Raw genomic sequence first — 12,029 nt, 5'->3', positions numbered from 1 at the left:
GAGGTCAAGGGCGGTTCGGGCTGGGGGCGGGTCGACCGGTCCGAGTCAAAGTTCTACAAAGCTGTCGAAGCTGAGCCGGAAACGTGCCCTGGGCCGTTCGAGTGGGGTCTATGCTTGGGGAGGTTCGCGGCTCGAAGCCGTGGACAGAGGCACCTCGTTCGGTGAGGCGTCTTCACGGACACAGGCCACTGACCCGACGACGTCGAGAGACGCCCAGGTTCAGGACAGGTCTTCCCGGCTTAAGGGTTGACCCCAAGTGGCTTCCGGTCGACCGGTCGGACACGCCGTGGAGTGCCAAAGCTCTGACGAGTTGGGGTGTGCCGGTCCCGTGCGGGCCGGTGTGCTCCTTGCCGTGTCGCGACGCGGCGCACCGTCGGTGCGCCCCCGGCCGGGAGGAGGCGAGAACCATGGACTGCAGTAGTCCGGGCCACAGTTGCCCCTACCCCCGCATGCTCTCGATCACCTCCGGCACGCGGTGACAACCTCCTCTGCGCGTTCACCAGGCGCTCCGCCCCGGCCATGACCAGGCCCGGGCGCGAGTGACCTGACGCACCGTCATGCCCGTACGGCCGCCGCCGCTCAGCGCCGCCGTACGGGGCGGTGCCGTGCGCCCGCGGAGGGGCCGACGCCGCGTGCCCCCGGACGCCCCCTCAAGGAAGGGGGCAGGGAGGCCACGCCATGACCGACGTGACGCTGGACCGGAAGGTCCCCTCGATCCCCGCCGCCCGCAACGCCGTTCTCGACGACGCCCACGTGGGCGACATCAAGGGCGCGCTCGGCACCATCCGCCTCGACGACACCACCCCGCGCCACGGCCTCTCGGCCCGGCTGAAGACCCTGCTCGCGATCATCGGCCCCGGGCTGATCGTGATGGTCGGCGACAACGACGCCGGCGCGTTCTCGACGTACGGGCAGGCCGGGCAGAACTACGGCACCCAACTGCTGTGGACGCTGCTGATGCTCGTCCCCGTGCTGTACGTCAACCAGGAGATGGTGCTGCGCCTGGGGGCCGTCACCGGGGTCGGGCACGCCCGGCTGATCCTGGAACGGTTCGGCCGGTTCTGGGGCGCGTTCAGCGTGATCGACCTGTTCCTGCTGAACGCCCTCACGCTGGTGACGGAGTTCATCGGCGTCACCCTCGCCGCCGGGTACCTCGGCCTGCCGAAGGCGGCCGCGGTGGTGCTCGCGGCGGCGATCATCATCGCCTCCGCCTTCACCGGCTCGTTCCGGCGCTTCGAGCGGGTCGCGATCACCCTGTGCGCGGGCTCGCTGCTGCTGGTCCCGGTCTACTTCCTGGTCCACCCGAAGACCTCGCAGCTGGCCCACGACCTCGTGACCCCCACCATGCCCGGAGGCTCCGGGCAGCTCGCCGCCGTGATGCTGGTGATCATCTCCATCGTGGGCACCACCGTCGCCCCCTGGCAGCTGTTCTTCCAGCAGTCGTACGTCATCGACAAGCGGATCACCCCGCGCTTCCTGCGGTACGAGAAGGTCGACCTGTGGATCGGCATCATCGTGGTCATCGTCGGCGCCGCGGCACTGATCGGCCTCACCGCGGCGGCCTTCGCGGGCACCGACGCCGCCGGACAGTTCTCCGACGCGGGCGCGGTCGCCCGGGGCATCGAGGCCGAGGCCGGGCGCCTCGCCGGCGTGCTGTTCGCGATCGCGCTGCTGGACGCCTCCATCATCGGCGCCTTCGCCGTCTCGCTGTCCACCGCGTACGCGATCGGCGACGTCTTCGGCATCAAGCACTCGCTGCACCGGGGCGTGAAGGGCGCCAAGGGCTTCTACGCCGTCTACGCCGGCCTGGTGGTCCTGGCCGCCGCGATCACCCTGCTGTCCACCGACTACACGCAGGGCCTGATGACGCAGTTCGTACAGGTGCTGGCCGGGGTGCTGCTGCCCTCGGCGACGGTCTTCCTGCTGCTGCTGTGCAACGACCGGGCGGTGCTCGGCCCTTGGGTCAACGGGCCCAGGACCAACGCCTTCACCTCCGCGGTGGTCGGCGTCCTGGTGATGCTCTCGATGATCCTCACCGCGGCCGTCGTCTGGCCGGACATCAGCTCCGGGGCGATCCTGTGGATCATGACCGGTTGCGGCGTCGCGGGCGTCCTGGTCGCCGGGTACTCCTTCACCGCCGGCCGCACCGCCACCAAGGAGGACCCGGTCGACCGCACCGGCCGCGAGAACTGGCGGATGCCCCCGCTGGAGACCCTCGACAAGCCGGTGATGTCCACCACCCGCAAGATCGGCATGGGCGCCCTGCGCGCCTACCTGCTGGTCGCGATGACGATGGTCATCATCAAGGTCGTCCAGACCGCCATGGGCCACTGACCCGCCGGTGCCGCCGGTGCCGCCGGTGCCGCCGGTGCCGCCGGTGCCGCCGGTGTCGGCGGCACCGGGCGGTGCCTGCCGGGACCGGGCGGTGCGGACGGGTGGTGGGCGACGGTCCGCCGCCCGTCCGCACCCGGGGGCCCGGCACCCCGCGTCACCCGCATCCCCGTGAGCCCGCGCCTTCCGTGTCTTCCTTGTCCTCCGTGCCTTGAGTGAAGGAGGTGCCGTCGTGCACACCCTGACCACCGTCGAGTTCCTGGTCCGGCTCGCCACCGGCGTCGCCTGCGGCGCGCTGATCGGCGTCGAGCGCCAGTGGCGGGCCCGCATGGCCGGCCTGCGCACCAACGCCCTCGTCGCCGCCGGCGCCACCCTGTTCGTCCTCTACAGCGAGGCGGTCGGCGACGCCGGCAGCCCCACCCGGGTCGCCTCCTACGTCGTCTCCGGCATCGGCTTCCTCGGAGGTGGCGTGATCCTCCGCGACGGCGCCGGCATCCGCGGCCTCAACACCGCCGCCACGCTGTGGTGTTCGGCCGCCGTCGGGGTGCTCGCCGCCTCCGGCAAGCTGGAGCTCGCCGTCCTCGGCACGTTCATGGTGCTCGGCGTCCACCTGGTGCTGCGCCCGGCCGGCCGGCTGCTCGACCGGGCCCCGCAGTCCGGCAGCGACCCGGACTCCACCTGCCGCGCCACCGTCCACCTGGAGTGCGACCGCAAGTCCGAGACCCACATCCGGGCGCTGCTGCTCCAGGCCCTCGCCGGCTCCGGCCTCGCCCCCACCGGCCTGCGCGCCCGCCGCACCGAGCAGGGCGACGCCACCAGCCTGCGGGCCACCGTCGCGATCAGCGGGCAGGTCACGCCGGCTCTCGAACAGGTCGTCACCCGGCTGTCCCTGGAACCGGGCGTCCGCGACCTGCACTGGCACCTCGACGAGGAATCGGAGGACCCGGGCAGCCCGGCGCTCGCCTGAGGACCGGGACCCGGGGGAGCGGACCCAGGAGAGCGGACGCGGGGGAACGGACGCGGGGGAACAGACGTGGGAGAGCGGACGCGGGGGAACGGACGTGGGAGAGCGGACGCGGGGGAACGGACGTGGGACCGGAGGAGTGGACCCGAGATGGGGGAACGGATGAACCGTCACACCAAGCGCCCGGGAGGCCCGATGCCGACGCCCCACCCCGACTCCGACCACGGACCGCTGGTCCCGATGCTGCTGGTGCTGACCGTGGTCACCGGAGTGGTGGACGCGGTCAGCTATCTCGCACTCGGCCACGTCTTCGTCGCCAACATGACCGGCAACGTGGTGTTCCTCGGCTTCGCCCTGGCCGGCGCGGCCAACCTGTCCGCCACCGCCTCGCTCACCGCGCTCGCCGCCTTCCTCCTCGGCGCCCTGGCCGGCGGCCACCTCGCCCGCCGCCTGCCCGGTCACCGGGGCCGGCTGCTCACCGCCGCCGTCGCCGTCCAGGCGGCGCTCCTCGCGGCGGGCACCCTGCTGGCCGCGGTCGCCGGCCACGGCGCCGACCCGGTCCGCTACACCCTGATCGGACTGCTCGGCTTCGCCATGGGCGGCCAGAACGCGGTGGTCCGCGCGCTGAAGGTGCCCGACCTCACCACCACCGTGCTCACCATGACGATCACCGCCCTCGCGGCCGACCGCACCGGCCCGCGCCGCCTCGCGTCCGCGGTCTGGATGTTCGCCGGCGCCCTCCTCGGCGCCGTCCTGGTCCTGCACGCCGACGTCCCCACCGCCCTGGCACTGGCCCTGGTCCTGCTCCTCGCCGTCGCCGCGCTCACCCACCGCGCCGCCAGGGCCACCCCGGCACCCTCCTGGACCCGCCCGCGCTGACCGGCCCCCAAGGCGTGTCCGACGGTTCCCGCCGGGCGCGCGGAGCTCCCCGGCCGGCCGGGGGGTATCCCCACCGCATGGACCCCCATCGACCGCCTTGCGAGGCAGGTACGCACCCCGACGCCGCGCGCCGATCCGACGCGGATCGTCAGCCACGCCCCGGCTGCCGCACCGGCCGCGTCGACCGACCCGGGCCGTCCCGGCGGCGGTCAGTCCTCGTGGCGGTGCCCGGCGCGGCCGCTCCAGAGCGGTTCGAGGCGGGCCCAGCTGTCGGTCCAGACGGTCTCGGCGCGGCGGTCGAGCGCGTGCAGGCGCAGCCGGAGCGCGAGGGCCACGAGGGCGAGCAGCGTGAGGAGGGCGCCGAGGCCGGTGCAGGCCGCGGAGACGGCGAGGGTGCCGCGGTCGAGCGGGGGAGGGGAGGCGTTGCCGTCCGGGTCGGTCCAGATCGGGACGCTGCTGCCGGCGACCGTCCCGCGCAGGGCCTGGACGGTGCCCGAGCGCGGGGTGCCGTCGGGGGCGGTCCAGGCGGCCGCGACGTCGACCTGGGTGCTGTAGCCGCCGGCGGAGCGGCTGCCGCCGGCGTCGGTGCGGTGCGGGCTGTCGAGGACGACGGCCTCGACCCGGTGCAGCCGTGCCCGGTCCCCCGACACCTGCGGCGCGGTGTGGCGGTAGAGCAGGTACGTGCCGCCCACCGAGAGGGCGACGGCGAACGCCGCGCCGAGCGCGGAGAGCAGCCAGGCCCGCGCGCGGGAGCGGTCGAGGGGGCGGGCGAGCGGTTCGTCCCGGGCACCGAGGGCCCGCCGCAGCTGGCGGCCGGTTCGCCGCAGGCGCGACGCGGGCCGGGCCGGGCGGGGTGTGCTGGACACGTGAGGGCTCCTCAGGGGTGCTGGGACACACGGCGATCGCGCCACCCCCATTTCAACCCGCCGGCCCCGCTCGCACAAGAGTGGTGCGCCCTCGGAGGACTTGCGCGGCCGCCGGCCCGGCCTCCCCTGCCGCCGCCCGGTTCCGCGGTTCCCGGCCCGGTCTCCACGGCCGCCGGCCCGGCCTCCACGGTGTCCCGGCCCGACGCCAGGGCCGATCGGTCCCGCGGCCGGGACGTTCGGCCCTCGGCAGCCGTGTGCCCTCCGGGCAGGATGGACATCGGCGGCGCCCCCCGTGCCCGGGCGCGGCCGTGGCCCGGTTCGACCGTGGGGGTGCCGGGCCGAGGTACGGGGCAGGGGGCGGGGCTCATGGGGCCGCCCCCTGCCTTCCCGTGCGTCCGCGCTTCTCGCGCGTCCGTCGCCGCCCCTCGGCGGGTGACGGCGTATCAGCGGGTGACGGAGTACCCGTGCGTCCCGGCCCGCCGGACGTCGTCCAGCCGGGGCAGCCAGCTGCCGAGGACCAGGGCGGACGGGTAGAACATCGGCTCCGGCAGCTCGTCCACCGCGAACCGCTCCCAACCCGCGCAGGCGTGCGGCTCGGTGACCACCGCCTCGGCCACGCTGGGCGGGGCGAGCACGGCGGCGGTCAGCCGCGGCCGGCCGAGCTCGTGGTCGAGGTGGACGGCGAGCACCCGCATCCCTGCGGCCGGCAGCACGATGCCGGTCTCCTCGGCGAGTTCGCGGGCGGCGGTCTGTTCGAAGGACTCACCGAGGTCCACCTTCCCGCCGGGCAGGCTCCAGGTCGGCGGCTCGCCGGCCGTGGTGCGCCGGCCGATCAGCACCCGGCCGTCCCCGGTGGGCACGATGATCCCGGCGCCGAGCAGCGGTGCGGTGGTCACTTCGCCGTCATCTCCTTCTCGGAGCTCACCAGTTGGCGCGCTCGTAGTCCTTGAGGAAGCAGCCGTACAGGTCCTCGCCCCGCTCGCCGCGCACGATCGGGTCGTACACCCGGGCCGCGCCGTCGACCAGGTCGAGCGGGGCGTGGAAGCCCTCGTCGGCCAGGCGCATCTTGTCCGGGTGCGGCCGCTCGTCGGTGATCCAGCCGGTGTCGACGGCGGTCATCAGGATGCCGTCGGTCTGGAACATCTCCTGCGCGCTGGTGCGGGTGAGCATGTTGAGCGCGGCCTTGGCCATGTTGGTGTGCGGGTGGCCGGCGCCCTTGTAGCCGCGGGAGAACACGCCCTCCATCGCGGAGACGTTGACCACGTACTTGCGGCGGGCGGACGAGGCGGCCATCGCCGGGCGCAGCCGGCTGATCAGGATGAACGGCGCGGTGGAGTTGCAGAGCTGCACCTCCAGCAGCTCCATCGGGCCGACCTCCGAGACGGTCTGCACCCAGCTGTTGGTGTCGGCGAGGTCGGGCACCAGGCCGCCGGCGTCGATCGCGGTGCCGGCCGCGATCCGGGCGGGCGTGGCGGAGCCGGTGACCAGGGCGAGCGAGGTGACGTCCTCGGCGGTCAGTCGCTCCTCGCCGCCCGTCTGCTGGTGGGGGAGGGCGGGCAGGTCGACGCTGCCGCTGCCGAAGCGGCCGATCGTGGTGGCCTGCGGCAGTTCGCCCGCGGGCAGCGGGGCGGACTCGGCGTTGACCAGCTCGCGGTACGACTCGGCCGGCCGGCGCACGGTCTGCGCGGCGTTGTTGATCAGGATGTCCAGCGGACCGTCGGCGGCGACCTCGTCGGCGAGGGCCATGACCTGGGCCGGGTCGCGCAGGTCGATGCCGATGATCTTGAGGCGGTGGATCCACTCGGCGCTGTCCGGCATCGCCTTGAAGCGGCGGATCGCGTCGTTGGGGAAGCGGGTGGTGATGGTGGTGTGGGCGCCGTCGCGCAGCAGCATCAGCGCGATGTACATCCCGATCTTGGCCCGGCCGCCGGTGAGCAGCGCGCGCCTGCCGGTGAGGTCGGTGCGGGCGTCCCTGCGGGCGCGGTTCTTGACGGCGCAGTCCTGGCAGAGGTTGTGGTAGAAGGCGTCGACCTCGACGTACCGGGTCTTGCAGGTGTAGCAGGAGCGCGGGCGCTCCAGGATCCCGGCGATCTCGGTGGTGGTGACGGTGGTCAGGCCGAAGGCGCCGGCCGTCTCGTCGTCGATCCGGGTGGGCGCGCCGGTGGCGGTGCGGGCGGTGACCGCGCGGTCGTTGGCGGTCTTGCGGGCCCTGGTCTCCTGCCGGCGGCGCTGCTTGAGCGTGCGGAATATTCCGCCGACGGCCTGCCGGACGGTGATCGCGTCCGGGTGGTCGACGTGCAGCCGGTCGAGTTCGGCGAGCACCTCCAGGCAGAGCTTCAGCCGCTCGGGGTCGAGGCCGGGACCGTAGTCGATCTCCTCCTCGCCGCCGTCGACCTGCTCCTGCCGGATGTCCGTCTGCCCGATGCCCACGCCTGCTGCCGCTTCCGTTCGCCACGCCGATTACCGCGTGAATGCTACGGGAGTGGTCCCGACCGGGGCGAAAAGCGGACGTCAAAGCGGCGCTTTGGATGATCCTCCATGTCTACGCGCGGAGCTTTGATCACCGTTTGTGCACAGCCCCAGCAAAGCTCCCCGAACTGGCTTTTGCCCCGGGCGTCACGGAGAATCGAACGTTGGGTGCCGGGCGCCCGAGTGCGCCCCGGCGGCATCGCCGCAACCGCACCCGAGGTGTAATTTCTCCCAGCCAGAGAGCCCCCCTTCATGCGCTTCCTGAACGACCTCAAGCCCTCGTACGACCTCACGTACGACGACGTCTTCATGGTCCCCAGCCGTTCCGCCGTGGGCTCCCGGCAGGGCGTGGACCTCGCCTCGAACGACGGCACCGGCACCACCATCCCGCTGGTCGTGGCCAACATGACCGCCATCGCCGGCCGCCGGATGGCCGAGACCGTCGCCCGCCGAGGCGGCCTGGTCGCCATCCCGCAGGACATCCCCACCGAGGTCATCGCCGAGGTCATCGCCTGGGTCAAGCAGCGCCACCTGGTCTTCGACACCCCGATCACGCTCGCCCCGGGCGCCACCGTCGCCGAGGCGCTCTCGCTGCTGCCCAAGCGCGCGCACGGCGCCCTCGTGGTCGTGGAGGACGGCAAGCCGGTCGGCGTGGTCAGCGACTCCGACTGCCAGGGCGTGGACCGCTTCACCAGCCTCGCCGACATCATGTCCCGCGACCTGCTGCTGCTGGACGAGGACGTCGAGCCCCGCGACGCCTTCGACAAGCTGGCCGGCGCGCACCGCAAGCTCGCCCCGGTGGTCGACGGCGAGGGCCGCCTGGTCGGCATCCTCACCCGCAAGGCCGCGCTGCGCGCCACCCTGTACACCCCCGCCGTGGACGCGAACGGCAAGCTGCGGATCGCCGCCACCGTCGGCATCAACGGCGACGTCGCGGGCAAGGCCAAGGCCCTGATCGAGGCCGGCGCCGACGTGCTGGTGGTGGACACCGCGCACGGCCACCAGGAGTCCATGATCAGCGCGCTGCGCGCGGTGCGCGGGCTGGACCCGCAGATCCCGATCGTGGCCGGCAACGTGGTCTCCGCCGCCGGTGTCCGCGACCTGGTCGAGGCGGGCGCCGACATCCTCAAGGTCGGTGTCGGCCCGGGCGCCATGTGCACCACCCGGATGATGACCGGCGTCGGCCGGCCGCAGTTCTCCGCCGTCCTGGAGTGCGCCGCCGAGGCGCGCCGGCTCGGCAAGCACGTGTGGGCCGACGGCGGCGTGCGGCACCCGCGCGACGTGGCGATGGCGCTGGCCGCCGGCGCCTCCAACGTCATGATCGGCTCCTGGTTCGCCGGGACCTACGAGTCCCCGGGCGACCTGCAGACCACCGCCGACGGCCGCCAGTACAAGGAGAGCTTCGGCATGGCCTCGGCCCGCGCCGTCAGCAACCGCACCGCCCAGGACTCCACCTACGACCGGGCCCGCAAGGCGCTGTTCGAGGAGGGCATCTCGCACTCCCGGATGTTCCTCGACCCGGCCCGGCCGGGCGTCGAGGACCTGATCGACTCGATCATCGCCGGTGTGCGCAGCTCCTGCACCTACGCGGGTGCCAGCAGCCTGGAGGAGTTCCACGAGAAGGCAATCGTGGGCATCCAGAGCGCGGCCGGCTACGCCGAGGGCAAGCCGCTGCACTCCAGCTGGGCCTGATCGCCCCCGCCCGTACCGTCGGACGTCCCGGCGGATCCACCGGCCGGCCGGTTCCTCGCTTCGGGGAGCCGGCCGGCCGGCGCCGTACCGGGGTCCGGGCTGCCGCCCGGGCCGTCGTGCGGGTCGCCGCTCGGCCGGCCGCTCGGTCCGTTCTTCGGTCCGCTGTCACGCTCGCCGAGTGGCCCGGCCTGTCCCGGTGCCCCGGCCTGTCCCGGTGCCCCGGCCGGTTCGAGCGCTCCGGTCGGTCCGGTGGGGCCGAGTGGGAGCAGCAGCGCGCGGCCGACCAGGCCGACCGAACCGTCCAGCGCGGCGGCGAAGGCCCGGGCGGCGTTCGGCAGGTGGCGCAGTTCCCAGAGCGCCCCGACGGCGCTCCACGCCTCCTCGCGGGCGGCGCCGACCGACCAGGCGCCGAGCAGGTGGGTGAGCGGCTCGGCGCGCTCCAGCAGGCCGGGCCCGGGCATCAGCCGCTCCCGGACGGCCCGCTCCACCCCGGCCAGCAGCCCGTTGACCCGGTGGTAGTCCTCCTCGACGTCGGCGGGCCGGCAGCCCCGGCGGTGGCAGGTGTCCACGACGGCGAGCGGCAGGTCGTGCTGGATGTGGGCGTTCATCCCGGCCAGGGCGAACTGCAGCGGGTGCACGCCCGGGTGGGCGCGCAGCGCGAACAGCGGCCGCCAGCAGGCGGGCGGCTCCTGCCCGGCCGCGTCGGCGGCCACGGCCCGCAGGTACCGCCCGGCGAACACCACGTCCAGCTCGGCCATGGCCCGCGGGTCGGCGAAGTACCCGTCACCGAGCCGGTCGCGGACCGCCTCGGTGACGTCGAGGTAGAGCCGGTTGAAGACCGCCACCCCGTCGGCCGGCGGCAGCCCCGCCCCGATCTCCCGTAGCCGGACGACCACCTCCTCGACCGTGATCGGGGCCTGGACCGGGACCGGCGCCGTCGTCGTACGATCCACCGCTGTACCGGGCATGCGCCACCCTCCGATGTCGATCGTGCACTGATCGCATCATCGTGACAGCGCCACGGAGCCCGCGGCGGGTGCGGCGCGCTGCGACGTCGGGCCGCGTGTCGCCGGGCAGGCCGTCAGCCCAGCTCGTACTCCAGGACGAAGGTGTGGGCGCCGGACTCGTCCACGGTCAGGTGGAACTCCCCGGTGATCCCGGTCAGCTCGCCCGAGCCCGTGCCCGGCACCACGCGTATCGTCGTCCCGGTGGTGTCCCAGGCCGCGTGCTGCAGCACGAACGAGCCCTTGCGGCCGTCCAGTTCACCCGTGACGTGCTCCACCGCGACGTACGAGGCCGGGGCGCCGGACGGGCCGCCGACGGAGAGCATCCGCACCTCGCTCGTCCCGCTGAGCGCGCCCGTGAAGGTCTTGGCGATCCGGATCCGCCCGAAGGCCGCGCCCTCCCGCTCCTCCGTCTCCACCGGCTCGAACGCCGTCAGCTCGAACGATCCACCGGCCTTGAACCCCATGGCGCTGTCCCCTCGTCGATCGTCGGTCGTTGGATGCCGGACACGCATCGGCCATGCCCGGTCGTGTCCCGGACGTGTCCCGGTCGTCGTCCGGCGGTGGGCTCCCCGTCCACCGCGCACCGAGCCTTGCACACGGCACTGACAATCGCGCCCGAGCCGCCCGGGCCGCCCGAGCCGCCGAGCCACCGCGGCCCCTCGGCCGGGCGCGTCACGGCTCCCAGCGCACCGCCAGCACCGCCGCGTCGTCCGCCAGCCCGGCGTCCCCCACCCAGCCGCCGGTGTCCGCCAGCAGCGCGTCCAGCAGGTCGGCCGGGCTCCCGCCGTGCAGGCCGGGCAGCCGCTCCGCCAGCGGGTAGAACCGGCCCTCGGCGTCCCGGGCCTCCGAGACGCCGTCGGTGTGCAGGAGCAGCAGGTCGCCCGGCTCCGGGTCGAAGCTCCGAGCCCGGTACTCGTCGCCGGTGAGCCCCCGCAGGCCCAGCGGCGGGGCCGGGAACGGCGGGTCCAGCTCGCTCACCCGGCCCGCCCGCCGCAGCAGTGGCGGCGGGTGGCCGCAGTTCACGACCTTCACCGGTCCCCGGTCCGGCGCCACGTCCAGCAGGACGGCGGTGGCGAAGCGGTCCGCGTCCGGCCGGGCGGTGAGCGCCGCGTCCAGGCGCTCGGCCAGCCGCCCGGGGTCGGCCTCGGTCCGCGCGGCCTCCCGGAACACTCCGAGGACGTCGGCCGCCGTCTCCACCGCCGGGAGCCCGTGCCCTTGGACGTCCGCCAGCAGGATCCGCACCCCGAACCGGGTCTCCACCACGGCGTAGAGGTCCCCGCCGATCCGGGCCTCGGCCGCCGCCGCGACGTAGCGCACCGCCACCCGCAGCGGCCCGATCCGCTCGGGCGGCGGCCGCAGCAGGGCGCGCTGCGCCGCCTCGGCCACCGTCCGGACCTGGAACAGCTCCCGCTCCCGGGCCGCCACCAGGACCACGCTCGCCGCGCTGGCGAGCGTCGAGGCCAGCACGGTGACCGGCACGCTGATCCGGACGGAGAGCGGCAGCTGCGCGTTGGCCGACTCCAGCAGCCCGACCGCGAGCAGCGCCGCCGCACCGACCAGCAGGGGCACCCGGGCCTGCCGGGTGGTCGCCCCGGCGAGCACGGGGGCCACCGCGAGCAGCGGCGACAGGGTGGTCCCGGGGCCGAGGGCCAGGGCGGCCACCACGGCGGCGACCAGCAGCAGGAGCGAGCCGTACAGCAGGGTCCGGGTCCGTCGGGGCAGGTGCAGTGGTGGCACCCCGTCCGGGCCGTGGGCGGTCACGCGTCCTCCAGTGGTGCGTCGGCTGGCTGCGACCGGGCCCGGGACGGGGTGCCGCCGGAC

Annotated in this window: 10 protein-coding genes and 1 riboswitch; of the genes, 4 read left to right on the top strand and 6 right to left on the bottom strand. The window is 74.3% G+C overall.

Going from position 1 to position 12,029, the window contains the following annotated elements:
• Nucleotides 1-146: 146 nt before the first annotated feature.
• Nucleotides 147-322, top strand: a riboswitch (M-box (ykoK) riboswitch).
• A gap of 356 nt (nt 323-678) precedes the next feature.
• From ACZ6Y7_RS18940 to ACZ6Y7_RS18930, 3 genes are all read left to right on the top strand, one after another.
• Complete coding sequence (locus ACZ6Y7_RS18940) at nt 679-2,334, top strand: NRAMP family divalent metal transporter (RefSeq protein ID WP_465759032.1); 1,656 nt, start codon at nt 679-681, stop codon at nt 2,332-2,334.
• Between the two features lie 229 nt (nt 2,335-2,563).
• On the top strand, nt 2,564-3,298 hold the full coding sequence (locus ACZ6Y7_RS18935; protein ID WP_465759031.1) for an MgtC/SapB family protein: 735 nt from the start codon (nt 2,564-2,566) through the stop codon (nt 3,296-3,298).
• A gap of 192 nt (nt 3,299-3,490) precedes the next feature.
• Complete coding sequence (locus ACZ6Y7_RS18930; protein WP_465759030.1) at nt 3,491-4,174, top strand: YoaK family protein; 684 nt, start codon at nt 3,491-3,493, stop codon at nt 4,172-4,174.
• Between the two features lie 209 nt (nt 4,175-4,383).
• Here the strand turns inward: ACZ6Y7_RS18930 and ACZ6Y7_RS18925 are convergent, their stop codons facing one another.
• From ACZ6Y7_RS18925 to ACZ6Y7_RS18915, 3 genes are all read right to left on the bottom strand, one after another.
• Nucleotides 4,384-5,040: an Rv1733c family protein gene (locus tag ACZ6Y7_RS18925; RefSeq protein ID WP_465759029.1), complete on the bottom strand. Its 657-nt coding sequence runs from the start codon at nt 5,038-5,040 to the stop codon at nt 4,384-4,386.
• A 443-nt stretch (nt 5,041-5,483) separates the two neighbouring features.
• The gene (locus tag ACZ6Y7_RS18920) at nt 5,484-5,936 is read right to left on the bottom strand and encodes a nucleotide triphosphate diphosphatase NUDT15 (RefSeq protein ID WP_465759028.1); all 453 of its coding nucleotides are present in this window, start codon (nt 5,934-5,936) and stop codon (nt 5,484-5,486) included.
• 25 nt (nt 5,937-5,961) lie between these two features.
• Nucleotides 5,962-7,449: an SDR family NAD(P)-dependent oxidoreductase gene (locus ACZ6Y7_RS18915; protein ID WP_465759127.1), complete on the bottom strand. Its 1,488-nt coding sequence runs from the start codon at nt 7,447-7,449 to the stop codon at nt 5,962-5,964.
• Between the two features lie 312 nt (nt 7,450-7,761).
• Here ACZ6Y7_RS18915 and ACZ6Y7_RS18910 point away from each other — a divergent pair, with 312 nt between their 5' ends.
• Nucleotides 7,762-9,201 (top strand): GuaB1 family IMP dehydrogenase-related protein, encoded by a 1,440-nt coding sequence (locus tag ACZ6Y7_RS18910; protein ID WP_465759027.1) that lies wholly within the window; start codon nt 7,762-7,764, stop codon nt 9,199-9,201.
• Here the strand turns inward: ACZ6Y7_RS18910 and ACZ6Y7_RS18905 are convergent.
• The 3 genes from ACZ6Y7_RS18905 to ACZ6Y7_RS18895 all read right to left on the bottom strand — a co-directional run bounded on the left by ACZ6Y7_RS18905 (nt 9,162) and on the right by ACZ6Y7_RS18895 (nt 11,969).
• Nucleotides 9,162-10,169: a DUF5995 family protein gene (locus ACZ6Y7_RS18905; protein WP_465759026.1), complete on the bottom strand. Its 1,008-nt coding sequence runs from the start codon at nt 10,167-10,169 to the stop codon at nt 9,162-9,164. The two genes, ACZ6Y7_RS18910 and ACZ6Y7_RS18905, sit on opposite strands and share 40 nt — an antisense overlap.
• Before the next feature lie 113 nt (nt 10,170-10,282).
• The gene (locus ACZ6Y7_RS18900; RefSeq protein WP_465759025.1) at nt 10,283-10,672 is read right to left on the bottom strand and encodes a DUF3224 domain-containing protein; all 390 of its coding nucleotides are present in this window, start codon (nt 10,670-10,672) and stop codon (nt 10,283-10,285) included.
• A 208-nt stretch (nt 10,673-10,880) separates the two neighbouring features.
• On the bottom strand, nt 10,881-11,969 hold the full coding sequence (locus tag ACZ6Y7_RS18895) for a PP2C family protein-serine/threonine phosphatase (protein WP_465759024.1): 1,089 nt from the start codon (nt 11,967-11,969) through the stop codon (nt 10,881-10,883).
• Nucleotides 11,970-12,029: the final 60 nt, after the last annotated feature.

The sequence above is a fragment of the Kitasatospora sp. NPDC053308 genome (assembly GCF_055585785.1).
The sequence above is the reverse complement of the archived record's forward strand: the minus strand, read 5'-3'. Positions and strand labels throughout refer to the sequence as shown.

Bases quoted from the DNA above. Each gene is read 5' to 3' on its own strand.
- ACZ6Y7_RS18940 (WP_465759032.1), top strand. From the start codon at position 679: ATGACCGACGTGACGCTGGACCGGAAGGTCCCCTCGATCCCCGCCGCC.
- ACZ6Y7_RS18930 (WP_465759030.1), top strand. From the start codon at position 3,491: ATGCCGACGCCCCACCCCGACTCCGACCACGGACCGCTGGTCCCGATG.
- ACZ6Y7_RS18910 (WP_465759027.1), top strand. From the start codon at position 7,762: ATGCGCTTCCTGAACGACCTCAAGCCCTCGTACGACCTCACGTACGAC.
- ACZ6Y7_RS18905 (WP_465759026.1), bottom strand. From the start codon at position 10,169: ATGCCCGGTACAGCGGTGGATCGTACGACGACGGCGCCGGTCCCGGTC.
- ACZ6Y7_RS18900 (WP_465759025.1), bottom strand. From the start codon at position 10,672: ATGGGGTTCAAGGCCGGTGGATCGTTCGAGCTGACGGCGTTCGAGCCG.